The organism is Paenibacillus sp. FSL M8-0212 (assembly GCF_038004645.1).
Lineage (GTDB): Bacteria > Bacillota > Bacilli > Paenibacillales > Paenibacillaceae > Paenibacillus.
In genome coordinates, this window is the sequence record NZ_JBBORP010000001.1 from 245,560 (window position 1) to 271,460 (window position 25,901).

25 protein-coding genes, 1 tRNA gene and 1 pseudogene are annotated in these 25,901 nt (G+C 45.7%); 10 read left to right on the forward strand and 17 right to left on the reverse strand.

Features of this window, described 5'->3' with window-relative positions; all coding sequences use genetic code 11:
* Positions 1–30: 30 nt before the first annotated feature.
* On the reverse strand, positions 31–318 hold the full coding sequence (locus MKX68_RS01075) for a Dabb family protein (protein WP_017689429.1): 288 nt from the start codon (positions 316–318) through the stop codon (positions 31–33).
* Positions 319–603: 285 nt separating this feature from the next.
* Positions 604–1,020, reverse strand: a pseudogene (locus MKX68_RS01080) (phage holin family protein); the annotation flags it as partial.
* A gap of 415 nt (positions 1,021–1,435) precedes the next feature.
* Here MKX68_RS01080 and MKX68_RS01085 point away from each other — a divergent pair.
* Positions 1,436–2,032: a helix-turn-helix domain-containing protein gene (locus MKX68_RS01085; RefSeq protein WP_017689431.1), complete on the forward strand. Its 597-nt coding sequence runs from the start codon at positions 1,436–1,438 to the stop codon at positions 2,030–2,032.
* Positions 2,033–2,255: 223 nt separating this feature from the next.
* Here MKX68_RS01085 and MKX68_RS01090 read toward each other — a convergent pair whose 3' ends face one another.
* Entirely contained in the window at positions 2,256–3,410 is a 1,155-nt protein-coding gene (locus tag MKX68_RS01090) for a sn-glycerol-1-phosphate dehydrogenase (protein ID WP_340908462.1), read from the reverse strand.
* A 158-nt stretch (positions 3,411–3,568) separates the two neighbouring features.
* Between MKX68_RS01090 and MKX68_RS01095 the strand changes: the two genes are divergently transcribed.
* Positions 3,569–3,754, forward strand: coding sequence for a hypothetical protein (locus MKX68_RS01095; protein WP_036609735.1), 186 nt, complete (start codon positions 3,569–3,571; stop codon positions 3,752–3,754).
* Between the two features lie 109 nt (positions 3,755–3,863).
* Here the strand turns inward: MKX68_RS01095 and MKX68_RS01100 are convergent.
* Positions 3,864–3,948, reverse strand: a tRNA-Leu gene (locus tag MKX68_RS01100).
* A gap of 221 nt (positions 3,949–4,169) precedes the next feature.
* On the opposite strand from MKX68_RS01100, the gene MKX68_RS01105 reads away from it, so the two are divergent.
* The 3 genes from MKX68_RS01105 to MKX68_RS01115 all read left to right on the forward strand — a co-directional run bounded on the left by MKX68_RS01105 (position 4,170) and on the right by MKX68_RS01115 (position 6,193).
* Positions 4,170–5,162 (forward strand): Gfo/Idh/MocA family protein, encoded by a 993-nt coding sequence (locus MKX68_RS01105; RefSeq protein WP_340908464.1) that lies wholly within the window; start codon positions 4,170–4,172, stop codon positions 5,160–5,162.
* A gap of 54 nt (positions 5,163–5,216) precedes the next feature.
* Entirely contained in the window at positions 5,217–5,612 is a 396-nt protein-coding gene (locus tag MKX68_RS01110) for a DoxX family protein (RefSeq protein WP_339784778.1), read from the forward strand.
* A gap of 218 nt (positions 5,613–5,830) precedes the next feature.
* On the forward strand, positions 5,831–6,193 hold the full coding sequence (locus tag MKX68_RS01115) for a winged helix-turn-helix transcriptional regulator (protein ID WP_339784780.1): 363 nt from the start codon (positions 5,831–5,833) through the stop codon (positions 6,191–6,193).
* A gap of 49 nt (positions 6,194–6,242) precedes the next feature.
* Here the strand turns inward: MKX68_RS01115 and MKX68_RS01120 are convergent, their stop codons facing one another.
* From MKX68_RS01120 to MKX68_RS01140, 5 genes are all read right to left on the reverse strand, one after another.
* On the reverse strand, positions 6,243–7,754 hold the full coding sequence (locus MKX68_RS01120) for a sensor domain-containing diguanylate cyclase (RefSeq protein WP_339784782.1): 1,512 nt from the start codon (positions 7,752–7,754) through the stop codon (positions 6,243–6,245).
* Between the two features lie 268 nt (positions 7,755–8,022).
* Positions 8,023–8,760, reverse strand: a complete 738-nt coding sequence (locus tag MKX68_RS01125; protein ID WP_338593477.1) for a spermidine synthase — start codon at positions 8,758–8,760, stop codon at positions 8,023–8,025.
* Between the two features lie 159 nt (positions 8,761–8,919).
* Positions 8,920–9,822, reverse strand: a complete 903-nt coding sequence (locus MKX68_RS01130) for a LysR family transcriptional regulator (RefSeq protein WP_074094418.1) — start codon at positions 9,820–9,822, stop codon at positions 8,920–8,922.
* Positions 9,823–9,881: 59 nt separating this feature from the next.
* The gene (locus tag MKX68_RS01135; RefSeq protein WP_340908471.1) at positions 9,882–10,619 is read right to left on the reverse strand and encodes an SDR family oxidoreductase; all 738 of its coding nucleotides are present in this window, start codon (positions 10,617–10,619) and stop codon (positions 9,882–9,884) included.
* Between the two features lie 24 nt (positions 10,620–10,643).
* Positions 10,644–10,919 carry an Atu4866 domain-containing protein gene (locus MKX68_RS01140; RefSeq protein ID WP_340908473.1) on the reverse strand — a complete coding sequence of 92 codons (276 nt, stop codon included), beginning with the start codon at positions 10,917–10,919 and terminating at the stop codon, positions 10,644–10,646.
* 160 nt (positions 10,920–11,079) lie between these two features.
* Between MKX68_RS01140 and MKX68_RS01145 the strand changes: the two genes are divergently transcribed.
* Entirely contained in the window at positions 11,080–12,009 is a 930-nt protein-coding gene (locus tag MKX68_RS01145; protein WP_340908476.1) for an AraC family transcriptional regulator, read from the forward strand.
* A gap of 70 nt (positions 12,010–12,079) precedes the next feature.
* Here the strand turns inward: MKX68_RS01145 and MKX68_RS01150 are convergent, their stop codons facing one another.
* On the reverse strand, positions 12,080–12,514 hold the full coding sequence (locus tag MKX68_RS01150) for a MerR family transcriptional regulator (RefSeq protein WP_340908479.1): 435 nt from the start codon (positions 12,512–12,514) through the stop codon (positions 12,080–12,082).
* A 172-nt stretch (positions 12,515–12,686) separates the two neighbouring features.
* Here MKX68_RS01150 and MKX68_RS01155 point away from each other — a divergent pair, with 172 nt between their 5' ends.
* On the forward strand, positions 12,687–13,535 hold the full coding sequence (locus MKX68_RS01155) for an SDR family NAD(P)-dependent oxidoreductase (RefSeq protein ID WP_338593462.1): 849 nt from the start codon (positions 12,687–12,689) through the stop codon (positions 13,533–13,535).
* Positions 13,536–13,728: 193 nt separating this feature from the next.
* On the opposite strand, the gene MKX68_RS01160 is transcribed toward MKX68_RS01155, so the two are convergent.
* The 3 genes from MKX68_RS01160 to garR all read right to left on the reverse strand — a co-directional run bounded on the left by MKX68_RS01160 (position 13,729) and on the right by garR (position 17,553).
* Positions 13,729–15,087 (reverse strand): GntP family permease, encoded by a 1,359-nt coding sequence (locus MKX68_RS01160; RefSeq protein WP_338593459.1) that lies wholly within the window; start codon positions 15,085–15,087, stop codon positions 13,729–13,731.
* Between the two features lie 90 nt (positions 15,088–15,177).
* Positions 15,178–16,602, reverse strand: a complete 1,425-nt coding sequence (locus tag MKX68_RS01165; RefSeq protein ID WP_340908482.1) for a four-carbon acid sugar kinase family protein — start codon at positions 16,600–16,602, stop codon at positions 15,178–15,180.
* A gap of 54 nt (positions 16,603–16,656) precedes the next feature.
* Positions 16,657–17,553 carry a 2-hydroxy-3-oxopropionate reductase gene (gene garR, locus MKX68_RS01170; protein WP_339784802.1) on the reverse strand — a complete coding sequence of 299 codons (897 nt, stop codon included), beginning with the start codon at positions 17,551–17,553 and terminating at the stop codon, positions 16,657–16,659.
* 200 nt (positions 17,554–17,753) lie between these two features.
* On the opposite strand from garR, the gene MKX68_RS01175 reads away from it, so the two are divergent.
* From MKX68_RS01175 to MKX68_RS01185, 3 genes are all read left to right on the forward strand, one after another.
* A complete protein-coding gene (locus MKX68_RS01175) occupies positions 17,754–18,374 on the forward strand; it encodes a GntR family transcriptional regulator (protein WP_338593451.1) in 621 nt (206 codons plus the stop codon).
* A gap of 176 nt (positions 18,375–18,550) precedes the next feature.
* Entirely contained in the window at positions 18,551–19,714 is a 1,164-nt protein-coding gene (locus MKX68_RS01180; protein ID WP_340908486.1) for an oxalate decarboxylase family bicupin, read from the forward strand.
* 76 nt (positions 19,715–19,790) lie between these two features.
* Positions 19,791–20,930, forward strand: a complete 1,140-nt coding sequence (locus MKX68_RS01185) for a zinc-dependent alcohol dehydrogenase (RefSeq protein ID WP_340908488.1) — start codon at positions 19,791–19,793, stop codon at positions 20,928–20,930.
* 89 nt (positions 20,931–21,019) lie between these two features.
* Here MKX68_RS01185 and MKX68_RS01190 read toward each other — a convergent pair whose 3' ends face one another.
* From MKX68_RS01190 to MKX68_RS01205, 4 genes are all read right to left on the reverse strand, one after another.
* The gene (locus MKX68_RS01190) at positions 21,020–21,808 is read right to left on the reverse strand and encodes a class I SAM-dependent methyltransferase (protein ID WP_340908491.1); all 789 of its coding nucleotides are present in this window, start codon (positions 21,806–21,808) and stop codon (positions 21,020–21,022) included.
* A 200-nt stretch (positions 21,809–22,008) separates the two neighbouring features.
* Positions 22,009–23,976, reverse strand: a complete 1,968-nt coding sequence (locus tag MKX68_RS01195) for a PTS fructose transporter subunit IIABC (protein WP_074094412.1) — start codon at positions 23,974–23,976, stop codon at positions 22,009–22,011.
* 90 nt (positions 23,977–24,066) lie between these two features.
* Positions 24,067–24,978: a 1-phosphofructokinase gene (gene pfkB / locus MKX68_RS01200; RefSeq protein WP_074094411.1), complete on the reverse strand. Its 912-nt coding sequence runs from the start codon at positions 24,976–24,978 to the stop codon at positions 24,067–24,069.
* A gap of 2 nt (positions 24,979–24,980) precedes the next feature.
* Complete coding sequence (locus MKX68_RS01205; protein ID WP_017689448.1) at positions 24,981–25,727, reverse strand: DeoR/GlpR family DNA-binding transcription regulator; 747 nt, start codon at positions 25,725–25,727, stop codon at positions 24,981–24,983.
* Between the last annotated feature and the right edge of the window lie 174 nt (positions 25,728–25,901).

Genomic DNA, 25,901 nt, shown 5'->3' on the forward strand with positions numbered 1-25,901 from the left:
CCTTTATCTCAACGTAGTTTGAATGACAGATCAGATTTCGTAGTCCACTGCAATTGACTGTTCTCTGACTTCGTTCATGTACTTGATAACTTCCTGATGAAGCGGGTGTACCTGATACGCCTGGAGATCCTCCAGTGACGCAAACTCCGCCGTGAGTGAAATGTCGAACGATCTCTCCGAGCGAAGCACATCAATCCCGATTTCAAGTGAAACTAGGACATCAATTTTACCTTCCAGATTGCGAAGCACCTGGGCTGCAGCTTCAATACTTTCTGCTGAGCGATCTTTCATTTTGAACAGGACAATATGTTTTATCATCTGGGCAAGCACCTCATTTAATATAATAGTAGAAATGAATGAATTTTCATGTATCCAAAATATATCATAACGTTCTCTATTACGAAAGGATACTTGGAAACGTTCTCTTGATAAGAAAAACTAATCCGAACCGTTTCCTTTCGATTCGGATTTCTTTTGAGATCCATCCTCCGTCTGTTTTGCTGAGTCATCCTGCAAAGTTTGTCCTGTTTCAGCCTGCTGCTTAATGTTGTCTGGAGTTTGCTGCGGTTTGGCCCATTCACGATTCATCAGATACTCCTGATCTTCCTGTTTCTTCAACACTGCAATGGCCTGTCTGAGCTTTGCAGGCAATGGAAGACCGATTTTGGCATAATTCTCGGTTATCGAAATGAGTTCATTCACCAGATAGAAATAAATAGCTCCGCCTTTGATAAAATCGGTTCCCATGATCAGATCAATTCGATGAGCAAGCAAAACAACGGTCAGCATGAGCCCTTTGCGAGCAATCCCCCAAAATCCAATGTTGCTATTCAACCCGGTACCTGTTCTTACCGCCGCTGCCAAACCTGTTATATAATCCACAGCCATCGCGACCGCGAGCAGGCTAAGTAACTGATCCCATCCGCCAAAAGCAAACGTAACAAATGCTCCCGAGATGGCAGCAAAGGTATTCACAGATAGATTCACGTCCCTCACCTCTCCCTTACACTTGAGTATCATACAATATATGTAAAAGTAAGAGATTTGACAGGTCACATGTCATGCTGAACATGCGGATTTATCATTTCAGATTTGTGCACATCCTCTTCGCAACAGGAGAACGAAAATCACATGCTTTTGGGGAATTCAGGGAAATAAACCGCATCATATCAACAAAAAACAGATAAAAGTTCTTTAGACCTAATAATAAGTAATTAGAACTATATTATTTTTATTCCGGTTCAATTTCTTCCCTCATTTTTAGTGAAACATTGTAATCTAGGAATATACTAGGATGTGAATTGCGCATGGTCTAGTTCGTAGTTCCCTCTTTATCGTGAATTGACGCATTGACGCATTTGTAACCGGTAAACCCGGCACTTGAAAGTACCCCGTTGTTTATTGTAGTATTTGGTTAAAAAAAATCGGAGGAAATATGCCTAATCAACCAGAACAACATTCCATCCAGGCGTGGTCTCTGATCAACCGTAAATACTTGGGAAAAGGCGTCCGTGTTAAACGATTCCGAAAACCGACACGCTGTCAAATCCGCAATCGGGTTCTTCTTGCCGTGCTGATGGCCAATGATATCAAATTGTCCCAGCTTGCTGAAGACCTCTCCATCTCTTCACGCAGTGTCAGTGCGTGGGTATATGAAGGACGGATACCCGGCAGTACCAATTTGGACAAGACTTGCCAATTACTCGGCTACCCGCGTCATATTCTCTTCAATGAAGAAGTTGTGCGTAATAGCCCTGTCATATGTCAACCCGAGTCATCTCGCTTCATGAAGCGTACGGTGACCCGTTCTCCGGTGAGTAACCGTATTTTGACAGGCTTGTGTATGGTCCATGATTTGTCGGTGACAGATGTCAGCCACTGGATCGGGGTTCATCCCGGCACTTTCCGCAAATGGCTGCATCAGGGAACACTGCCTTCTGCTGCGTTTCAGGAACAAGCGGAGCAATTTTTCCGTATCCCGAAAACTATTTTGTTCGCAGATGTCATCTTGAAAGATCGTCGCAACAACTAAATAAGCGAACAGCCAAAAGGCTCTGATCTCCCCATAGGGAGGTCAGAGCCTTTTTTAAAATAAAATGCATGCCTTCTCTCTCGGACTTGAAGCACTGTTCTGGCTATTCCATCAGAAATGTCAGATAACCTACCCTTTTTCGCCTTTTGCTCCCAAGGAGAGCCATCACAGCCCGCTACAAGCTAAGTTTATGCATTTCATCGAGACCATTCTCTCTAAAAGGTCATCCTAACCTTGTGTTTAACACTTCATTGATGTATCTCAACCCCGTATATCGAGGACGAAGTGTATGCGCTGTGTTGAATGCATGTTCCACCATCTCCGGGGTTACACCGAGTTGCTCAGTAGTCACAGGTCCACCTACTTGTTCCAACCATGCGATGAGCTGAGAAGCCTCCGGCAATTGGTCATATATCCCAAACACCGGTTCACCCGATGTCTGTGCAAGTTCTTTATATTTCACCGTAAGCAATGCACAAGCTACGCCAACTTTGGCACCATGCAGAACCGGTCTTTCTCCCGCTTGCATCAGATCCATCTCCAGGATGTGGGACAGATGATGCTCACCTCCGGATGCCGGACGGGAATGGTCAATGATCAGCATAGAGATACCGGAAACAATTAATGCGTCCATTAATACAGCTACTCCCTCTGCTCGCCCCTCCGCAATCGCTTGTACATGATCTATGCAGGTATTCAGCGCTTCTTCTGTCATCCGATAAGCAACTGGACAGAACGGTTCTCCGCCCAGTTCACGGGAAACAATCCAGTCTGCAAGCGAAGTATATTTACCAAGCATATCTCCGAATCCGGCAGCCGTCATCACTTGTGGGGCTTGCTCCAGAATATCCAGATCGGCAAAGATAGCCTCCGGCGGAACAGCCTGAAATGTTTGTTTGACGCCGCTTACAATTAAGGGCGCACCCGCAGAGGTAAACCCATCCACTGAAGCCGCTGTAGGTATCGACAAAAAGGGCTTGTTCATTTTGGAACAAACAAATCTCACCAGATCATGAATGGTACCTGAACCCACCGCAATTACAGCCTGACTTTCGAGTCTCACACCCAACACAACCTGTACAATAGCTGCTTCGTCCGCAATGATATCACCCGTCAGATTCTCCGGTAGAGCGATCTCATCCGCATGCTTTCCCGCTTCGCGAATACTACTCAGCACATCAGATCCGGCCGCCTGAAACGTATGTCGATCATAAACAACCGTCACCTGACGATATCCTTGCTCAGACAAATAACCCGGTAACCTCTGAATGGCCCCAGCTTCCAGATGAATCAGCATATCCACAACCCGGTGTTGATGACCGCAAGCACACTGCTGTGCTTCCTCATTCCATGCTGCAATTCGTTCGTTGATATTCATTCGCTCTTACCCTCCCATATGAGATATCATGCATAATTAACGGGTTAAAACCACAAGATAAAAAAGGAAATAAAATGTGATGATTTTCCTGATCACACTTTACTGCCTGTACCCAATATTTGCAAATCCATATCTCACATTTCCAAGTAGGTGAAACAATGAAATTAACGAAAGAATTAGGAATTTCGCTCGGATTTCTCGCTGGAACCACTTTCGGCAGTGGTATCGCTTTTTTGTTTCGTCTCCAGTCGGTTGAAGTGGTTGCCAGTGTTACGCTATTCGGTATTGCAGGAGCCATTGCCGGGATCATCACGGCAGTCATTCTGCGCCAGCGGCAACATTAGCATTAGCAAGCATGCCAGTAGCAAAATGTAGGCTCCACACAAATGATCCACAAAATAAAAAAAGGTTCGTGAATTGCCCTAGAGCAACTCACGAACCTTTTTTGTTAGATGCGGTCGAGAGGACTCGAACCTCCACGGGGGGTTAGCCCACACGGACCTGAACCGTGCGCGTCTGCCAATTCCGCCACGACCGCATAATATGTATCTCCTCATCCATCGATGAAAAGCGTTCCGGTGAAGCAATTCCTTGTTTTACCGTAATTCAGAGTATACATGCTCCAAAATAAAAATGCAACTTCTTTTTATTCATTTAAGAATAGGACATATGTCCTTTTTTCTCAACTTCAAACACCCTATCGTAGTATTAAACAAATGTACCATCCATAAGAATGCAAAAATGAAGGAGAGATCCACTTTGGAAAAAACCAATCTGTGCTTTATCGGTGCCGGGTTTCATGCATCCACGAATATTTACCCTTCTGTTATTGAAGCCGGAGCGCAGATCCAGGCCATTGCTACTCGCAGTATGGAACGCTCTGAAGCAGCTCTGCTGCGATTTGGCAGCAACGGAAAAGCATATGATAACGCTGGGCTTATGTTACAGCAGGAAACTTGTGACGGAGTCGTTGTGGTCGCCCAGCCTATAGATCAGACCGCTCTTGTTCTCGAATGTATTCGGGCTGGCAAGAATGTATACGTGGATAAGCCGCTCGGATGGAACGCAGCCGAAGCCACCACTGTAGCAGAAGCTGCCGAGCAGGCTGGCGTCGTTGTCATGGTCGGTTTTATGAAACGTTATGCTCCGGTATATATGAAGCTCAAGGAGCTCATTGATACTGGTTCGCTAGGTAAAGTACGTTCATTCCAGATGAAATTCGCTGTAGACAGTACCCCATTTTGCAAGGATGAGGAACAATTCATGAAGCTCGCTGCCATTCATATGGTCGATCTGATGCGTTACTTATTCGGAGAAGCAATACGAGTTACAGGCACAGCCGTGAAAGATGGGGAACACATTAATCAAAGCATTTCCCTTGTATTTGAGAATAACGTAGTAGGTAGTGCTTATTTTACCGGCATGAGTGCTTGGTCACGGGAGAGTGAAAGTGTACTCGTCACTTTTGACAACGGATTTGCGTCAGCTGAAGAGATCAACACACTTACTGTTCATCAATCCCGAAGCTCGACCAGCCTTCCCTGGAAATCTCTCGAGGAACAAGATACCGTATATACACCTTCCGGGTCTCCCATGTCAGGAGCTTATCGCGACCTTTATCTACGCGGGTTTGTTGGTGAAATGTTGCACTTCATCAAGTGTTGCCAGAATCAGACCGTCCCATATTCCAGCGCCAAGGATAATATTGCAACGATGGCTCTATGTGACTCCATTCTATCGTCATTGAAGTAGCGTATATACGTTCATCATCATATTTTATACATCCAGAGAAGAGGAACTAAACTCATGTTGGACACAGGTCTACTTATCATTCGTCTCGTGATTGGTTTCATTATGATTGGACATGCATGTAAGAAACTGTTTGGCTGGTTTGGAGGCGAGGGTATATCAGGGACGGCTGAATTCTTCGGAGCGATTGGCCTGAAACCGGCTAGAGCCTTGGCAATGTGTGCCGGACTTGCTGAACTGATCGGTGGGTTCCTGTTTGGAGTCGGTCTATGGATTATCGTTGGTGCCGTTCTGCTCATTCTTCCGATGATTGTAGCCATAGCCAAGGTGCATGCCGATAAAGGTCTATGGAATCTGAACGGAGGATTCGAATATAACCTTGTGATGATCGGATCATTACTTGGTGTTGCTCTCGCTGGAGCTGGTGCATATTCCCTCGAAGCCCTGATATAATGTACAAAATTCATCACATGGAGCCTCAATGTTTCGCAAGACGAAACCGGGGCTCTTTTTTTTCTTATAGACATCATCGCATCTGCCTGAGCCTAGAATTAGGGTTTATAATCTGCATAATAAGTGATATGCTCTTTCATGAACTATACGTACTTTATGTAATGTAACCACTCAAATGGATACTATAGAAATCACCGTAAAGTGGAGGTGCACTTATAATGAAAAAGGACGCAACCAAGCCATGTCCCACGCCATACGGCTGTTCCGTGGAAGTTACCCTTAGTGTAATCGGAGGCAAATGGAAAGGTGCCATTTTGTATCATTTATTCTCTGGTCCTTTGAGATTTAACGAGCTCCGAAAATTGTTTCCTGACATCACCCAGCGTATGCTCACACTGCAACTTCGAGAGTTGGAAGGCAGTGGAATTGTTCATCGTGAAATATACCCCCAGATCCCACCTAAAGTGGAGTATTCCCTCACACCTTTTGGTGAAACATTACGGCCGATCATCTTCAGCATGCGAGATTGGGGAGAAACGTATACAAATGAGGTTCTGGCCAGATCCTCACAAGAGGTATAAAACATAAAAGAAGCTGTCCCCTGTTTTTAGGGAACAGCTTCTTTGCTGCTTATTTAATAACCGTCTGGATCGTAACCGTACGGTTACGCCCCTCTTCTTTCGCTTGATACAATGCATTATCCGCCAAGTGAAACAGTTCTGTGGATGATGTGGAGTGCTTCGGATATTCAGCAATTCCAGCCGAGATGGTGACGGAACGTTCTATGGGCAATATGCTTTCTTCGACCGTTATTCGGATACGTTCAGCAATCTCAAAAGCTACGTTAGACTCGGAATTTCTTAACAAGACTACAAATTCCTCTCCACCAAACCGGGCACAGACATCTTCTGGTCGAACAGACAATTGAATGATATTGGCAATGTGTTTCAGTACTTCATCCCCAGCATGATGCCCGAATGTATCATTAATGGATTTGAAGCGGTCAATATCCAGAACAATAATGGAGAATGGCACCTCATCCTGAATCCATTCCTGGATGACTTCTTCGAAGGTTCTGCGATTGTTCATGCCTGTTAAAACATCTGTTCTGGCATCATAGACAAGCTGGTTTGTCTGTTTCCTAAAGTTCGCCAATGCGCCAACAACCGCTCTTGTGAGAAGGTCTGCCTCTCTATTCCAGTGAGGCTTCATCACCGGCAGATCCACTTGACCCTTATCGACCTGATTCACCAGATCAGCCAACATAGCAAAAGGACTGGCCAGCTTGCGTGCAACCCGAACTACAATAAGGGTCAGGATCAGGAAAGGCACTGAGGTGTACAGCAACAACATACGGATATGATGATTCAACTGATCGTACACCGTTTGGGTTGGAGACACGATTACGATGCCCCAATCTGTTGATGGAACTTTGTAATAACCTGCAAGTGAATCCACACCTGCCAGGTTTTTGTATTGTTCTTTACCGTTCTCGTTTATTAGCAGCTTTTGCACCACTTCATTTTTACTGACATTTTCACCAATTCGGTTGGTGTTTGGGTGAAATAACAAAGTGCCCTTCTTATCCACAATAAAAAAGTAGGAACCATTACTTGTCTTGAGCTGACTGCCAAAAGACAGACTCAATATATTATTTTCCTGCAAAAAGATATTTCCACCGATTGTTCCTTGGTACTCCCCTGCCGAATCAAAGATCGGTTCACTGACAAATACAATTCTGCGTTTGGTTCTGGGTGTCTGGTACGCTTCGGAGATATACGAAGTCCTCAATTTAACCGCTTCTTTTGCTGCATTGGAACTAACATGGTGACCTACACTAGCCTGTGAGTAAGGTGAGGTAGACCTGATTACTCCCGCTTTATCTACCAAAGAAACGGAATTAAAAAAATTACTGCTATTGCGAACCAAATCCAATGTGGAATTCAACTCTTTTGTATTGGAGTGATCCATATCAGGGAAATATTTGGCTGCATATTTCAAGCTCTCCTGCATGGAATAAAAAAGCGAATCCAGCGTTTGGCTCATTTGCACAGCGCTTGCATAGTTTAGCGAAAGGGTGTTATCAATGAGTGACTGTTTCTGAGATGTATAAGATGAGATGACCATGAGGGTCAATGTCATTATAACTGAAATAGTGACCAACCCGCCTAGTAAAGCCGTGAGGCTGATCTTCTTGATGTTTTTTATTTTTCTTCGTAATCTAGATCTCTTGATCTGTGCAATCATCGTTTACTTCCCCCGGATTTTCATGAAAAGGCATATTCCTTCTATCTTATACGAAAGTTGTTAAGATCAAATAAAGAGTTTGAGAAATCTTAACAATTACATCGTAAGATTGACGATTTAATGACATTTTACTTTCCTGGAAGAATCACTGTTCAGGATCGCCCTAATCGACAATGATATATCCTTCTTCTGGCTCTTGTTCTACAAACTCTGCCATCTGACGAACCTGAAATTCGATTGGGTGATGACTGCCCATTAAAATGCGATTTTGAACTTCATCCGCTGTTTCTGTTGGCAATGCGAATGCACGTGTATAAGCAAACTGTGTCTGAAGTGTCGTGTAAATGGCACTTACAAGCCGGTCGTTGCCAGCACTCCCGAACACATTAAGGAGCACAGATCCATCCGAGTCCAGCTTGTCCTTGACCATGGCAAAAAAATCACTGGATATAAACTGCTCGGGTGTACCCGTTGCCGTAAAGGCATCAATAATAATATAATCATACGTCCCTGCAGGTTCCTGCCCTAATAATTCACGACCATCCCCAATGAGTACAGGACTTCCCTTATATCCAAAAAAGGTTTGGCTCAACTCCGCGACCTCTGCATCCAGTTCAGCCACCTTAACCTGACGATCAGACAAGTAGGTGGGCAATGTGCCAATACCATGTCCTACCACAAATACCTTATCAAATGCAGGATCATTCTGTTCCATTAGATGTACCATCGCTCTTGGATACTCCAACACCATCCGGGCAGGCTCATCCAGATCCATTGCGCCCTGCACAGCTGCGTTGGAGAACTCTAATACACGAAATCGCCCCTTCTCTCCATAAAGCTTTTTGGTATCATATACCGTCAGCTCATGCTGTTCACTTTTATTTCGATACAGAACTCTCACTAACCGTTCTCCCTTCGTGCTTTCACACCTATTCGACATATACCTTCATTCTATTACACGGGATGACAACATACCACCCTATACTTGAAAGATCGCAGTACAACAAAAAAACCGTTCCGATCATTCGGAAACGGCCTTTTGATGAACCATACAACACCACTAAGACCCTATAGCCTCATGCAGAGCCTGGACATATGCTACGCCCAGATTGGAGAGAGATGTACTCTTGTGGCTTATCCAGCCCACATTAATGGTTTCCTCACATTCCAGCGGTACAGGAATAATCTCGTTTCCGTTCAGATCAGCGCTAAGTACGCCCGTAGAGATCGTATAACCATTCAGACCAATCAACAGGTTAAACAATGTTGCACGGTCATTGACCTGTATGCTTTTGGGGTGAGATAACGTACTCAGGATCTCTTCGGAAAAATGAAAGGAATTGTACTCTCCCTGATCAAATGACAAGTATGGATAATCCTGCAGTTGCTCGATTGCAACCGACTCCTGCTTCGCCAGCGGGTTCTTCACACTGATAAAGATATGGGGCTTGGCTATGAACAAACTCGTGAAAACCAAACCTGCATCTTTTAACAATTTGTTAATTACCTTGGCATTGAACTCATTCAGATACAGGATGCCAATTTCACTGCGCAGGCTTTTCACGTCCTGAATAATCTCGTAGGTCTTTGTCTCCCGAAGCGCCAACTCGTATTCATCCTGACCATACTGCTGTACCAGACGAACAAAGGCATTCACCGCAAACGCATAATGCTGCGTCGATACGGAGAAGTGCTGCGGGGATGGCTTCGCGTTCAGATAACGATTCTCCAGCAGTTCAGCTTGCTCCACCACCTGACGTGCATAACTCAGAAACTCAACGCCTTCTTTAGACAGCGATATTCCCTTATTGGTACGTTCAAAAATGGTAATTCGCAACTCCTGCTCCAGATCCCGAATGGCATTCGAAAGGCTGGGTTGCGAGATAAACAACCTTTTGGCTGCTTCATTCATGGAACCGCGCGTGGCAACTTCGATCACATATTTTAGTTGTTGTAATGTCACTGCACTATTCCTCTTTTCGTATCAATTGAACCTATTATATACCAAAAGAGGATCCGAACTTAAGCCATGCTTGCTGTCGGTCTCACTACAATCTCATTTACGTCCACCTCTGTCGGCTGGCTAATGGCAAACAAGATACTTTGCGCAATCGCCGAGGCGGGAATGGATATGCGTCGATACTCTTTCATGAGATCACGTGCTTCTTCATCAGAGATCGTATCCGCGAGTTCTGATTCCGTCACGCCCGGTGATACAAGGGTTACACGGATATCTCCGCCTACTTCCTGTCGCAACCCCTCCGAGATGGCGCGGACCGCGTATTTGGTTGCACAATACACCGCTGCCGTTGGTGACACGGCATAGGCTCCAATAGAGGCAATATTAATAAACTGGCCGAAACCCTGCTTTTTCATGACGGGCAGTCCAGCCGCAATGCCATGCAGAACACCACGAATGTTAACATCGATCATGCGATTCCACTCATCTACTCTTAACGATTCAAGGGGAGATAGCGGCATGACTCCAGCGTTATTTAAAATAACATCGATACGTCCATAGCGAGTTTGAGCGAGGTCAACGATCGTTTGCATCTCTTCCAATCTGGTAACATCGAGCGAATGATACTCCACCGATCCGCCTTCCATACGAATCGAGGAGGCCAATGCCTCCAAACGTTCCATACGTCTAGCTCCAATAACTACATGTGCTCCATGCTGTGCAAGCAATCGAGCTGTTGACTCACCAATTCCACTACTCGCACCGGTAATGACAACAACTTTCCCTTTTACATTGGACATATTATATCGCTCCTTATTTGGTTGTTATCGTACATTTTCTCTATACAAAACCATGCCTGCATGATACAAAACGCCGTTCCTGAAGTCTCCATCCGCTGTAAATCCCGTATCATCCACGTATTCTATATGTTTCCCATGAACAACATAGCGACCCTGATATGCACTTTGCCGATCTCCTCTCGCTTCATCATATCTACCGCAAGGAAGAAGTTCGTGTCTGATATATCCATCCTTCGTGACCCACATCCCCACATACGGATGTTTTGGTTCTTGTTGGTCACCCATTGAATTGCGTCCCATCGTTTCTCACTCCTCTCTGCTTCAAAAGATTCCGTTGCTTATCTCCATTATGTAGAGGATCAGTCATTGTACGATAGAAAAATCCCACAGTATTCTTGCCTATTCCTCCAGAGCATTTTAAAATAATAGTAATAGTGGTTTACAAGGGGGGCTACCATTCATGCTTATCAAAACAAATGAAACGGATACGGGCATCACGGAGCAGCAGCAACAATCGGCTCAACTTATTGAGCATTTCACCCCAAATGATGGGATACATACAACAGCAATTACATCCCTTGCCTTAATCCGTGCCTCCGAGATCTCACACCCCATATATTCCGTTCATCAGCCTGCCCTCTGCATTGTCGCCCAAGGTTCCAAATTAGTTATACTCGGCCGCGAGAGCTACACCTACGACTTGTCACAATACTTGGTAGCTTCCGTAAACTTGCCTATTTCAGGGCAGGTTGTAAAGGCTACAACCAAACATCCCTATCTATGTATTCGACTCGATTTTGATTCAGGGCAGATTTTCGATCTGATTCAGGATACGCCTTCTGCACAACCCAAACCTGACCATTCAACACGAAGAGGACTGTTTGTTAGCTCAACCAAACCTTCCCTTCTTGAAGCTGTGATCCGATTGGTTCGGCTGCTGGATACACCTGAAGACATTCCCGTCCTTGCCCCTATGTTTATCCGCGAGATTCTATATCGTATTATTCAGGATGAACATGGACATTCCATAAAACAGTTTGCTATTCAAGACAGTCATGCACAGCACATCGCCGAGGTGATCGAAGTCATCCAATCCGATTACGCCAAGCCACTTCGGATTGAGCAACTTGCTGCCATGATCAACATGAGTTCTTCCTCATTACATCATCATTTCAAAGCCATTACCGCCATGAGCCCTTTGCAATTCCAGAAACAAATTCGATTGCATGAAGCCCGGCGAATGTTGCTTGCAGGTTCAACCGATGCCGCCGACGCTGCGTTCCAGGTTGGCTATGAAAGTCCGTCTCAATTCAGCCGGGAGTATGCCCGCATGTATGGTCTCCCTCCCAAAAGCGATATCAAACGACTTCGTCATACACTCGATATTTAAAACTAGAAACAACAAAAAGACCCGCGTCATCATGACGTGGGTTTTCAGTTTTAAATAGGCAGCAGCGCCATCAAGAGAATATGTTCTGTTTTTCAAAAACAGACAACTCGTTCTCCCTGGTAATAGGACATTCATCAGGATACATACTTCGTTTCTCCAACTTCTCATCGATAAAATCAACGACTTGCTGTAGCGAAGCAATCTGTGCTTCAACTTTCTTCCGGTGATTCACCAGCATCTCCCGTTCATCCGGGAAATCTGCGAGATCGGAATCCATGGACATTTGTAAATAAGGCTTCATTTCCTCCAGAGACATTCCTGTTTTTTTCAGGCAAGTGATCAACTTCATCGTATGGATATCCTCCGAGCGATATACCCGATGGCGATTGGCTTTGCGTTCCGCTTGGGGAAGCAGTCCAATCTTCTCATAATAACGAATGGTATCTTCCGATAATCCGGCCTGTTCTGATGTTTCTTTAATGGAGAATACTTCTTTCTCGCTCATCATATGGGCCTCCTCCACATTCATTTCTTTCCATATTACAACTTGGAGCTGACTCCAAGTCAAGCATGATCCATTCAATCCCAACACCTCTTGACTTGGAGTCGACTCCAAGTTATAGAATGAGCGCAGCATACAGATTCGTTCTGTAATCCCATTCTATCTGGAGGTATATATGAATATACAAAATCAGGTTCGCACCGCTCTCATCACAGGTTCAACGTCAGGAATAGGTCTTGAACTGACACGCAAGTTACTGGCTGAAGGATGGCAGGTAATCGGCCTCAACCGTTCGGCTTTCCCATCCGAGGAACCCGATATTCAGAACGCCTTACGTTCAGGAGAGCTTCGTTGGGTTCAGGCTAATCTGACCAACTACGACAGTCTGAGAACTGCACTGAATCAGATCAAATCCGATACCGATTCGATCGATGTTTTGTTTAACAATGCCGGAGGCAGTGCTTCCGAACTTCGTTTCTCTGATCAGGGGTATGAACTTCACTTCGAACTTCAGACGGTAGTCCCTTACATCATCTACATGGAATTAGTTGAGCTATTGCTCAAAGGACAGATGAAAACAGTCGTCAATACTTCCACCAGCGCGTTCAACATGGTCAAACAATTTGATCTGAACATCCTGGAACGTCCAGCTAAATTCAAAAAGCTGTTTGGTCCCTATGCCATTTCCAAGCTTGGCTTATCTCTATGGACACGCGAGGTTGCCAAATCTGCCAATGTGGATGGCATACAACTACTTAGCGTAGATCCTGGTGGAAATAATACGCTACGGGGCAACAAAACATCCGGCCTGCCCTTTTATATCAAACCCATTATGAAATGGTTCTTCCCTCATCCAAGCCACGGCGCTTCATTGCTCTACAGTGCGGCTTTATCACCCACCAGACATGAATCCGGTACATTTCTGATGAAAAATAAAGCGGCAGCGCTTTGTTTTACAGAGCAGGGCCCTGCCGTTCTCCATCGAGTACACGAGATTTATGAGCAGCGTTTTCGTACAACGTAGTCTGGAAAACCTGTATCCAACCCATCATAACCATGATAGATCGTGAGTACTAAATATAACAAAAACACGCCAAAGCGGCGTGTTTTTAGGTTTATGGCATTATGAGTTTTATGGGTATTATAAGCTTTATGAGCTTTATTAGTATTATGGGTATTTCTTCATTATCGTAAAGTCCACATAACGTTTTTTCCCGTTAGATAAATACACTCAACAATAACACCATGCCAAAGGCGGCAAATCCAAGAATGGTCTCCATAACCGTCCATGTCTTGAGCGTCTGAGGCACAGACAGGTTCAGATACTCTTTGACAATCCAGAAGCCCGAATCATTGACATGGGACAAAATAATCGAACCCGCTCCCGTTGCAAGCACCAGCAACTCAGGGCTTACTCCGGGCATCGTCATGGCGATTGGAGCCACAATACCTGCCGCTGTTGTCATCGCCACCGTAGCTGAACCTACCGCCGCACGAATCAATCCGGCAATGACAAAGGCTAACACGAGTGGCGACAAATGCGCACTTTGGGCAAATCCTGCGATCGCATCACCTACACCACTGGCTGTCAGGATGCGGTTGAATCCGCCCCCTGCACCAATCAGCAAGATGATAGAAGCAACTGGACCCAAGCAATCGTTTGTATATTTCAATATCTGCTGCTTGCTGAAACCACGTGCATATCCAAAGGAATAGAAGGCAAAGAGCAAAGCCAGCAGCAGTGCAATAATTGGACTACCGATGAAATCAACGACCTGACGGAACCCGTTCGTCTCTGGCAGCATCAGATCTACAATCGTTGCCAGCAACATCAGGATTACCGGAAGCAAAATCGTAAAGAGCGTGATACCGAAACCAGGCAATTCCCGATCTTTGGTCTCGGTGAACTGTTCCATCAGCTCACTTGAGGTCTCAACTTTGATTCGCTTGGAAATCCAAGTTCCATAGAGCGGACCTGCAATGGCTGCGGCTGGAAGAGATACTATCAGGGCCAGGAAGATCGTTTTACCGATATCCGCATTGAAGATTCCTACAGCAAGCATTGCCGCCGGGTGAGGTGGAATCAGACTGTGCACCACAGCAAGACCCGCGACAAGTGAGAGTCCGATTTTGATGAGTGATGTCCCTGTATGTTTGGCAATAACAAACACCAGCGGGAAGAGCAGCACGATCCCGACCTGGATAAATACCGGAATACCACAGATCAGCGCAACAACCATCATCGCCCAGTGTACGTTCTTCTCCCCGAAGACACGTACGAGCGTCTGGGCTATTCGTTCGGCACCACCAGACTCGGCCATAAGTTTACCGAGCATCGTTCCAAGTCCCAGAACAATCGCGATAAATCCGAGAACGCTTGCAACACCTTCCTGATAAGACTTCACGATATCTGTGAACGGCATACCCGAGATCAATCCCATAAAGACAGCGCCCACAATCAGGGCAACAAACGGATTCATTTTAAATTTGGCAATCAACAAAATCAAACCAAGAATAGATATCAGTGCGTAGAGCAGCAGACTTGCATCATGACTAAGACCGAATACGGAATACATCCGAATAGCCTCCCCCAAGTTGTTATGTTGTGTCAGCACGGTTTTACTCTGGCCCAAACGACCTGAACACTACGTGCCTTCGTAATAAGCTTAAGCTTCGATCTTCTCAACCGTTTCCAGAAGGGCTTTTTCTCCGCCAACATTTCCCGGAAACACGATATATGGGATACCACTGAATTTGGCTTCTTCCCCTGTCAACCATACCGGAATACCCGCAGCCACCTGACCGAGTACCCTTGCTTTGCGTATGGCCAGACCTTTTGTTGCCACATCACTGGATGTAATGCCACCTTTGGCAATGATGAACTTAGGCACGACTTCAAGGGATTGCACAATCTCAACCAAAGCTGACGATACCGTCTGACTGATCTTGAAATTCCCCTCATGTCCTTCAACTGTGATGAGCTTACGGCTGCTGTATACAACAACATTGTTCCCCTCCGCAAGCTGCCTGTTCGCTTCCCCAATAACTCGTCCAATCTCCTCGGTATATCCATCCGGCGTTAATACACGCTCCACATCGATCTCCAGACTTATGATGCCTGGAAACGTAAGCAGTTGTTCCAGTTGACGTGTCGTCTTCTGTACATAGGAACCAACAACAACAATACCTCCATGCTGTTCCTGTCCGCTTGCGATCAGCTGTTCTTTTGGCAGAAATGCCTGATCCGAGATGCCTGCATACGATTTGACAAAGGAAGCCGCCGTCCGGAAAATAAAAGCTTTACCCTCATCCTCCGCTTGCAGCAAAGCCAGAGAAAGTACGTCCATGTCTGCATAAGAGAGCGCATTCACAATGATCGGTACATTGCCTTCGGCTTTCAGCAAAATTGCTTTGACCATATCGACACCTTGACGAATCTCCTCCAGTGAAATGGTAAGGCAGCGACTAGCCTGAATGCGGCCTGAAGTCTTCTCCTCGACCCATGATGGCAGATCTCCATGCTCATACCCGAATACTTTATCCTTGGCAAATTCCGTCTCATGAACTGGAATCAACTGTTCACCTTCGACCATATAATGCGTGTTGCCGATCGTAACCCGTCCTGCCTCAAAGAATGCCGGAATGATTAGTTGTCCGTCATATGCACGTCCGCTGACACGCGCCACTTCTTCGGCCAGTACATCCGTCTCCAGCGGATAATACCCACGCAGCATGGAGTCACTACGACTGACAAAGGTGAAGCTCGTTCCTTCCTCTGCTGCAACCTCTTGCACATTGCGGGCAATCTCCCGATTAATACGTTCCGCTGAATCTGCATCCAGCCCTCGTGTATTGGTCAAAATATAGAATAACGATTCAGAGGATCGAAATGCCTCCTGCAACAGTGGCTTGTCCCACTGCGTCAACACATCAATATCATGAACTGTCTGTACACCAGTTGGGTCATCATCCAGCACGATAATTTTGCGTGCCCTCGCATCCTGCAATTGTTTAATCTGTCCTCGCAAACCTTCAGAAGAGTTGTCCATCCGAAGAGCTGCGGGGATATCCGATAACGTTTGATAGGTCATGTCTCTCCACCTCATATCTATATCTATTAAAATTATTTTTCTTTTTTAAATTTTTTATTGGGTGCGGCTCACTTCTACACCTGCGAGTTTCTCAAAATATTGAACAATTCCGCCATGGTCATCTGCGGCTTTCCCATCAATCTTCAGTGCATGGAAGATCTCCAGCAACTGACTGCTGAGCGGTAAAGGAACCCCGATATCATGTGCCGTTTCCATCACATTGGTCATGTCTTTGAGGTTAATATCAATCCGTCCTCCAGCGACAAAGTTACGATCCAGAATGAGTGGTACTTTTGCATCCAGTACCGCACTTCCAGCAAGCCCGCTGCGAATCGCCTGATACATCTTCTCCACATCGATACCAGCCTTCGCTGCAAATACAAGCGCTTCGGACATGGCGGCAATATTCAAGTTCACGATAATCTGATTCGCCAGCTTGGCGGTTGCACCGGAGCCATTATCCCCCACTCGTGTTACATCCTGTCCGACCACTTGCAGAACTTCTTTCACAGATTCAAAAATCATTTCATTGCCACCCACCATGATAGCGAGTGTACCATCTATAGCTTTGGGTTCCCCACCACTTACAGGTGCATCCAACATATATAATCCCGATTGGGATACAAGCTGAGCCAGCTCTTTGGAAACGACCGGTGAGATGGAGCTCATATCGATAATGATACTTCCCTTATTGGCTCCTGCAAGCACACCTTGTTCACTTGTGATTACGCTGCGAACATGCTCTGAATTGGGCAGCATTGTGAAGATGACATCACTATGTTCAGCTACCTCTTTTGGAGATGCTGCGCCTCGCGCTCCCGCATCAGCCAATGACATCACAGCCGTCTGATTAATATCGTATACGCTTACATCATATCCCGCCCGGATCAGGTTCAATGACATAGGACGTCCCATAATACCGAGTCCAATAAATCCAATTCGTTTCTTCATCTTGCAATCCCTCCAGCCTAAATTCTTCGCTTTTCACTCATGTAATCGCTATCATTGCTGTTCACATTCGTTATTGTACACAACATTTTAATTTTTGTATACAATTTTATTATTTATGTATCCGAAATTTAAAATTCGGTTTTTTATCTGGTTGTTTATTGCCTTCATTTTCGCTAAAGTAAAGGTAGAGGTGAAATACAATGCAACCAAGTACGGACAAGTCCCGCCCAGCCTATCAGCAGGCCTATGAAGTGCTGCGGGACATGATTTTGCAAGGCACCCTTTCCCCCGGAACCAAACTTGTGGAAGAGAAGCTGGCGACCGATCTGAACGTCAGCCGGACCCCGATCCGTGAATCCATCCGCCGCCTGGAACAGGAAGGATTAGTCGTGAACAAACGGGTCGTCAAGCTAACCGAGACGGATCTGAGAAATACGTTTGAATTGCGGAAGTTACTGGAGGGACATGCGGCACAATGCGCTGCTGCCTTCTTATCTGCACAGGAAGTGACGGCTCTTGAGCATTGCGTGCACGTGGGACATACCGGAAGCAAAGAAGAGATTATGGAAGCCAATAAAGAGTTTCACGAAATCATTATGCGCGCGAGTAATAACGCATTGATGATTGATCTGTTCGACAAAATGCAATCCGTCATTTATCTATTCCGTCAGACGGTTGTATACTATCAGCGTCCCTTCCTCATTGAAGAGCATCATCAGATTTGCGAAGCGATCAAGGCACATGACGGCCAGACGGCTGAACGACTCATGAAAGAGCATTTACAATCCGATCTAGAATTCTGCCTTCATCTGATTCGATAACCGACCGGATTCAAGGATTGTTCGACTATCTCACATACGTATAAAGACGTGACCGCATGTAGTCACGTCTTTTTTTGTCGTTTGTCCTTCATATTATCCAGGCCCTGATTCATAGGTGTAAACATAACGATACAATGTCGCGTGTGACATGTTACTGAATCTGGAGGGATTACTTCATGACCAAAGGACAACAACCAAACGAAAAACCAATGCTTATCCCGCAACCCATTCGTAGTGATGGCGCCGGTGGACCTGATCTGGGACCCAGAGATGTTATGAGAGATAGACAGAACCCCGATATGCTGGTACCTCCAGCAACCGATAATGGGTTATTGCCCAATCTGAGAATGTCTTTTTCCGATACCCATATGCAATTGAACCATGGGGGTTGGTCACGTGAGATCACCGTACGGGATCTCCCTATTGCCACTACACTTGCTGGTGTGAACATGAGCCTGACACCCGGAGGTGTACGGGAGTTGCATTGGCATCAGCAATCCGAATGGGCCTATATGATCTGGGGAACGGCAAGAATCACCTCTGTAGATCAGAATGGACGTAATTTTATTGCCGATGTCGGGCCTGGTGATCTCTGGTTTTTCCCCAAAGGTCTGCCCCATTCCATTCAAGGACTGGAGGACGGTTGTGAATTTCTGCTTGTGTTTGATGACGGGTCCTTCTCCGATCTGAATACGTTATCCATATCCGATTGGTTTGCACACACACCACCAGAGGTATTGTCTGTCAATTTCGGCGTACCCGAATCCGCTTTTCAGTCAATGCCGAAAGAACAGGTGTACATTTTCCAAGATACTGTCCCGGGTTCCATCGAGAGCCAGAAAGTTCAATCCCCATACGGTACCGTTCCTCTCACATTCAAACACCGATTGCTGGCCCAGGAACCACTCATTACTCCCGGCGGAAGTGTCCGGATCGTAGACTCCACCAACTTCCCCATCTCAACTACCGTTGCAGCCGCCCTCGTTGAGATTCGACCTGGCGCCATGCGTGAACTGCACTGGCACCCCAATGCGGATGAATGGCAATACTATCTGACAGGACAAGGAAGAATGACTGTCTTTGGAGGCAATGGCATTGCTCGCACATTTGATTATCGGGCTGGAGATGTCGGATATGTTCCTGTAGCAATGGGACATTATATACAGAATACCGGCACAGACACTTTATGGTTTTTGGAGATATTCCGAAGCGATCGCTTTGAGGATGTCTCGTTGAATCAGTGGATGGCATTAACCCCTCGGGATTTGGTCCGTGACAATCTAAATGCACCGCCTGAGTTGCTCGATGCTTTGCGTAAAGTGAAATGGCCTGTTGTTTAATTTAGTATGCACCTCTATCATTTGTGCTGAAATGGGGTAATTGTCAGAGAATCCCACTATAAGGAGAAATATGAAGATGAGAGCTGTTACGTTTCAGGGAATCAAGGATATTCAAGTCAAAGAGGTTGAAGACCCCAAACTGCAACAGAAGGATGACATTATCGTTCGTATTACTTCCACGGCTATATGTGGATCAGATTTGCATATTTATCAGGGAGCTCTGCCAGCTGCCAAAGATTACGTTATCGGTCATGAACCGATGGGCATTGTAGAAGAAGTAGGTCCGGAAGTGACACGTGTGAAGAAGGGGGACCGCGTGGTCCTGCCTTTTAACATCGCTTGTGGTGAATGCTTCTATTGCAATCATGACATGGAGAGCCAGTGCGATAATTCCAATGGCAATCCGGATATTCATACAGGTGGTTATTTTGGGTTCACCGAACGCTACGGAAATCACCCCGGAGGTCAGGCAGAATTATTGCGTGTTCCCTACGGAAACTTTACTCCGTTTGTGATTCCGGAATCCTGTGAACTTGAAGATGAAGCCTTATTGTTCCTGTCCGATGTTCTTCCAACCGCATATTGGAGCGTGGAGAATGCCGGAGTTAAACCGGGAGATACAATCACTGTACTCGGTAGTGGACCCATTGGGCTGATGACGCAGAAGTTCGCCTGGATGAAAGGTGCCAAACGCGTTATTGCTGTGGATCGCCTGCCCTATCGACTGGAAAAAGCCAAACGTTTGAATGATGCAGAGATCTTTAATTTCGAAGATTACGATGATATGGGTGAGCACATTCGTGAGATTACACAAGGCGGGACCGACGTTGTTATCGACTGTGTAGGTATGGATGGTAAAAAGAACATGCTGGAAGAAATCGGACAGAAACTGAAACTTCATGGCGGTTCACTGAGCGCGATCGAAATCGGCATGAAGGCCATTCGCAAATTCGGTACTCTTCAACTTACGGGTGTATATGGCTCTTCCTACAACATGTTCCCGTTAGGTAATCTGTTTGAACGCAATATCAATCTCAAAATGGGACAAGCTCCTGTTATACATTACATGCCTGAATTATTCCGCAAAATCACTGCTGGTGAATTTGATCCAACGGAGATCATCTCCCATCGAATTTCACTGGAGAATGCAAGCGATGCATACCGCATTTTCAACGATCATGAAGACGAATGTACCAAAGTTATACTAAAACCCTGAACTGTCGCTTTGAATATAAATATGCAAAATAAAACAAGCAGATCTACCTGTTCAAGGTATTCTGCTTGTTTTATTTTATCGACACCTAATCAGGCATAAGTGGGTTTAATCGCTTGGATATACACACTTTCTCCTTCGAAGCTGTCGAGCTTTCCGTTCGTTGTTACTTCAAAATTAAAAAATTTTCTGATGATGGACGGTGCACTCAACATGCTTGCTTCAAGTTCCCCTTTCTCCTGTTCCGGCAGTGCTGCACGGTTACACCACTCTTCAAACTTAAAGCGCTTCTGGAAGGAAACCATCGTTTCCATTCGGAAGCCGGCATACTCCAGCATATGAATCCATTCCGTTTTGCGCCATGCTCGAACATGGCTGGCATCTCGGCACTTCTCCACTTCATTGTAAAACTGGTCATTCTCATCACGTTCAGGTGCCACGTTGTCAATAAATAACAACCTTCCACCGGGCTTCATAACTCGTAATGCCTCATGAACAAATGAAGAAACGTCCGGAAAATGGTGGGCAGCGATTCGGCAGGTCACCAGGTCAAAGACATCATCATTGAATGGCAGCTTCTCTGCATCCCCGGCTACAAAATCTACATTACCGTAACCATTCCCCTGGATAAATGCTTCAGCTGCCTGAAGCATTTCCTCCGTTAGATCGAGAGCTGTCACCCGCTGAACAAGTGGAGCCAAAGCATTTGCAACATGCCCTCCCCCAGTGGCGATATCCAGCACGTTCATATCCGGAGTGGCTTGAGATGAAGCCACGAGCAACGCGAGATCCTCACCTTTGGCATGCCCCGCACTCGTCACGTATTTTCCTGCATTTTCCGCAAACTGCTTCTGCACCTGACTTTTGATTACATCAGACATTCCAATTCCTCCTGCACAAGTTTCATTAGACGAAACATTGTTTCAAAATATAACTATATTTATTTTACCACATATGAATGTAAAAGCTAAATAAGCATTTTACACAAATCCGGAGGCAACTTTCCACTACGCGACGAAAAAACTCAAATAAAAAAACATCCCCCGAGCGAATTTCACCCAGGAGATGTTACTTATATTTGTTACTTCACGAGCGTTGGTGACTTCTTCCACAGTCCAAGAATCAGACCGGAGATCACAGAACCAATCGCAACAGCGAGTAGGAACAATACTGCGTGGTTCGCCAGTGCTGCAACAAAGATCCCGCCATGCGGAGCTGGTACATTAATGTGCCACAGTTGTGTCAATCCGCCAGCAACAGCGGAACCCAGAATACAAGAAGTTAATACACGCAATGGATCAGCCGCAGCAAATGGAATTGCACCTTCTGTAATGAACGAGAATCCAAGTACATAGTTAGTCAGGCCTGATTTGCGTTCTTGCTCTGTAAATTTGGATTTGAAGAACGTTGTTGCAAGTGCAATCGCCAGAGGAGGCACCATACCGCCTGCCATTACCGCTGCCATCCATGCACCGTCTGTGTTACCACTGGATGTGAATACGCCGATAGCGAACGTGTAAGCCGCTTTGTTGAACGGTCCACCCATATCGATGGACATCATACCGCCAAGCAGCAAGCCCAGCAATACCGCATTACCTGTTCCCAGATTACCAAGCGCATCTACAAGCCATGTGTTCAGGGAACCAAAGATTGGATCAAAGACATAGAAACTGATGGCACCCACGATCAGCAAACCAAATACCGGATACAGCAAGATTGGTTTCAAACCATCAATTGCTTTTGGCAATCCTTTGAACAACTTACGAAGACCAATAACTACATAACCCGCCAGGAAACCGGCAGCCAAACCACCAAGGAAACCGGCGTTTGAGTTAACCGCCATCAATCCACCGACCATACCAGGCATCAGGGCTGGGCGATCACCAATACTCATCGCGATAAATCCGGCAAGTACGGGAATCAGGAAGTGGAATGCACCTGTTCCGCCACCAATCGTTTGAAGCAGCTGTACAATCGGATTTTCAGGACTAGCAATCTGCTCAAACAAGAAGGAGATTGCAAGCAGGATACCGCCACCTACAACAAATGGCAGCATATGTGAGATACCATTCATCAGATCTTTATAGATTTTGCTACCTACACTGATCTTACCAGCGCTTGCTCCCTCTTCCTTGGCATTTCCGCCTTGGCTGCGATAGATCGGTGCATCGCCGTTAACAGCTTTGCGAATCAGCTCTTCGGGTTTACGGATTCCATCACTCACCGGTCTTTGCAATACCGGTTTGCCATCGAAACGTGCCATCTCTACATTTTTGTCTGCGGCAACGATAACCCCTTTAGCACGAGCGATCTCATCAGCCGTAAGGACATTCTGTGCTCCTTCGGAACCGTTCGTCTCTACGCGAATATTGATGCCCATTTCCTGAGCTTTCTTTTTAAGTGCATCTTCAGCCATAAACGTATGCGCTATCCCTGTTGGACAGGCTGTAACCGCAACAACAAAATCCTCCGAATTGGCATTACCTACAATCACACCAGAAGTGTTTTGTTGCTGACCACTAGTAGAAGTGGATGCGGCATTTGCTTCTTTTTCAGCTTTTGCTTTTTCTTTCGCTGCTTCCTTCTCAGCTGCTTCAGCCTGTTTGGCATCAAACAATGCACTAACTTCCGCAGGTGTATCTGTACTCATCAATTGTGAGATGAAATCGCTATCAATCAACAACCTGGAAAGAGCTGCAAGCGTACGCAGATGGGTATTACCTGCGCCTTCTGGAGCCGCAATCATGAAGAACACATGAGCTGGCTGATCATCCAACGCTTCAAAATCAAGCCCTTTTCTACTCTTGGCAAATACAACCGTTGGTTCGTTCACCGCTGTTGTTTTGGCATGTGGCATCGCAATTCCGCCACCGATACCCGTGCTGGATTCAGCTTCTCTTTTATAGATCATTTCCTTGAACAGGACCGGATCATTAATTCGTCCGCTTCGGTTCAGACTTGCAATTAGTTCATCAATAGCCTCATCTTTGGTTGTGGCTTGCAGGTCCATGATCATCGTTTCCTGGATCATCAAGTCTGTTATTCTCATCTTGGTACACTCCCTTAAGTTCAGTCGGCCTGCATAGGCAGGCCTCACTACAATACAATTACAATGAAAACCTTTTATATGACCGATAGACTAGATCGTCGTAATGGTTACTTGATTGCGCAATTCATCAATCAATTCACGTGTTGCCAGGTCATCCGAGAACGCAGTCGCGCTTCCAGATGCAACGCCTGTGCGGAAAGCTTCCAGCAAATCTCCGCTCTGTACATAGGTACCTACGAATCCGCCAATCATGGAGTCACCGGCACCAACCGAGTTTTTCACAGTGCCTTTTGGCACATTTGCATGATGAACTTCCGCTTTGGTAATGAATAGTGCACCCTCTCCTGCCATGGAGATCAACACATGTTTAGCACCGGCTTCCAGCAACTTACGCCCGTATAACACCAGTTCCTCGCGAGTATCAATCGTTACACCGAACAGTTCAGCCAGTTCATGATGATTTGGCTTCACCAGCAATGGTGCATGTTCAAGAGCTTCCATTAACGCAGGGCCCGTTGTATCAATTACAAATTCGGCACCCGTATGCTTGCAGACTTTAATGAGACGATCATAAAAATCCGTTCCAAGTGAAGGCGGTACGCTTCCGGAGAGAATGACAATATCTCCTTTGTGCAATGAAGACAATTTGTGAAGCAGCTGTTCTGCCTCTTCTGCACTTATTGCAGGTCCAAGACCATTAATCTCTGTCTCTTCTCCATGCTTCAGCTTGATGTTAATGCGAGTATCGTCTGCAATTGTGACAAAGTCTGTCCGGATGTTATCTTCTTGCAACTTGTCATTAATGAAACGTCCTGTGAATCCACCAAGGAAACCAATAGCCGTGTTATCTGCTCCAAGTTGATTCAGTATGCGAGAGACATTAATGCCCTTGCCTCCAGGGAGCTTCAAATCCCGATTCATTCGATTCAATCCGCCAAGCTTCAGCTCATCCACTTCCACGATGTAATCAATGGACGGGTTAAGTGTTATCGTATATATCATCGTTATCCCTCAATTATTTTAGTTTTCTGGGCGATTCCAGGCCGCCAATGTTCTGGCATCTGCTCGGTAATCAAATCGGCCTCCTCCAAATCAAACAATTTGGCAAAAGTAATTTCCCCTATTTTGCTGGAATCAGCCAGCACATAAGATTTTCCCGACAATTGATGTGCACGCCTTTTAATCAAGGCTTCCTCCGGATCAGGTGTTGTATACCCCATTTCGGGGTCAACTCCGTTGCTTCCAAGAAAACATTTATCAAAACGGAAGTTATCCATGTTCTGTAATGCGATACTGCCAATGACTGCTTTCGTATGAATTTTCATCATACCTCCGAGCAAGTAACTGCGAATACGTTTGCTTACCAAAGCTTCAACATGAGAAAGTCCATTAGTAACTACCGTTACGTCCTTAGCTTCAATGAAGGGAATCATGGCTAACGTTGTCGTTCCTGCATCCAGATAAATGCATTCGCCATTTTCGATCTCCTGTGCAGCCAAACGGGCAATCGTTGTTTTCTGTTGAATGTTTTTGAACGTTTTTTCTTCCATACCCGGTTCCAGCGTTTTTTCATTCACCAGGGCGGCACCGCCATGGATGCGTTTGAGCATCTGACGACTCTCCAGATCGATCAAGTCACGTCTAATCGTTGATTCAGAAGCACCTAACACATCAACAAGCTCTTGCAATTTCACAATTCCCTGTAAATGTAAGCGCTCTATAATTGCAGCATATCGTTCTTCAGTCAGCATCTTCATTCCTCCAACTGCTTCTATAGTATCATAAACTCCTCAAAAAACAACCACTTTCATTCAAAATAATTTAAAAACATTCAAAAACCCGCATCTTTCGACTTATTTCCTTGTCCAATCGTCTCTTTCTCTGACTCCTGAACGCGCAACCTTTCGAATCTCCATTAAAAATCC

Coding starts and splice junctions, on each gene's coding strand:
- MKX68_RS01075 (WP_017689429.1), bottom strand. CDS start 318: ATGATAAAACATATTGTCCTGTTCAAAATGAAAGATCGCTCAGCAGAA.
- MKX68_RS01085 (WP_017689431.1), top strand. CDS start 1,436: ATGCCTAATCAACCAGAACAACATTCCATCCAGGCGTGGTCTCTGATC.
- MKX68_RS01090 (WP_340908462.1), bottom strand. CDS start 3,410: ATGAATATCAACGAACGAATTGCAGCATGGAATGAGGAAGCACAGCAG.
- MKX68_RS01095 (WP_036609735.1), top strand. CDS start 3,569: ATGAAATTAACGAAAGAATTAGGAATTTCGCTCGGATTTCTCGCTGGA.
- MKX68_RS01110 (WP_339784778.1), top strand. CDS start 5,217: ATGTTGGACACAGGTCTACTTATCATTCGTCTCGTGATTGGTTTCATT.
- MKX68_RS01115 (WP_339784780.1), top strand. CDS start 5,831: ATGAAAAAGGACGCAACCAAGCCATGTCCCACGCCATACGGCTGTTCC.
- MKX68_RS01120 (WP_339784782.1), bottom strand. CDS start 7,754: ATGACATTGACCCTCATGGTCATCTCATCTTATACATCTCAGAAACAG.
- MKX68_RS01135 (WP_340908471.1), bottom strand. CDS start 10,619: ATGTCCAATGTAAAAGGGAAAGTTGTTGTCATTACCGGTGCGAGTAGT.
- MKX68_RS01140 (WP_340908473.1), bottom strand. CDS start 10,919: ATGGGACGCAATTCAATGGGTGACCAACAAGAACCAAAACATCCGTAT.
- MKX68_RS01145 (WP_340908476.1), top strand. CDS start 11,080: ATGCTTATCAAAACAAATGAAACGGATACGGGCATCACGGAGCAGCAG.
- MKX68_RS01150 (WP_340908479.1), bottom strand. CDS start 12,514: ATGAGCGAGAAAGAAGTATTCTCCATTAAAGAAACATCAGAACAGGCC.
- MKX68_RS01155 (WP_338593462.1), top strand. CDS start 12,687: ATGAATATACAAAATCAGGTTCGCACCGCTCTCATCACAGGTTCAACG.
- MKX68_RS01160 (WP_338593459.1), bottom strand. CDS start 15,087: ATGTATTCCGTATTCGGTCTTAGTCATGATGCAAGTCTGCTGCTCTAC.
- MKX68_RS01165 (WP_340908482.1), bottom strand. CDS start 16,602: ATGACCTATCAAACGTTATCGGATATCCCCGCAGCTCTTCGGATGGAC.
- garR (WP_339784802.1), bottom strand. CDS start 17,553: ATGAAGAAACGAATTGGATTTATTGGACTCGGTATTATGGGACGTCCT.
- MKX68_RS01175 (WP_338593451.1), top strand. CDS start 17,754: ATGCAACCAAGTACGGACAAGTCCCGCCCAGCCTATCAGCAGGCCTAT.
- MKX68_RS01180 (WP_340908486.1), top strand. CDS start 18,551: ATGACCAAAGGACAACAACCAAACGAAAAACCAATGCTTATCCCGCAA.
- MKX68_RS01185 (WP_340908488.1), top strand. CDS start 19,791: ATGAGAGCTGTTACGTTTCAGGGAATCAAGGATATTCAAGTCAAAGAG.
- MKX68_RS01190 (WP_340908491.1), bottom strand. CDS start 21,808: ATGTCTGATGTAATCAAAAGTCAGGTGCAGAAGCAGTTTGCGGAAAAT.
- MKX68_RS01195 (WP_074094412.1), bottom strand. CDS start 23,976: ATGAGAATAACAGACTTGATGATCCAGGAAACGATGATCATGGACCTG.
- pfkB (WP_074094411.1), bottom strand. CDS start 24,978: ATGATATATACGATAACACTTAACCCGTCCATTGATTACATCGTGGAA.
- MKX68_RS01205 (WP_017689448.1), bottom strand. CDS start 25,727: ATGCTGACTGAAGAACGATATGCTGCAATTATAGAGCGCTTACATTTA.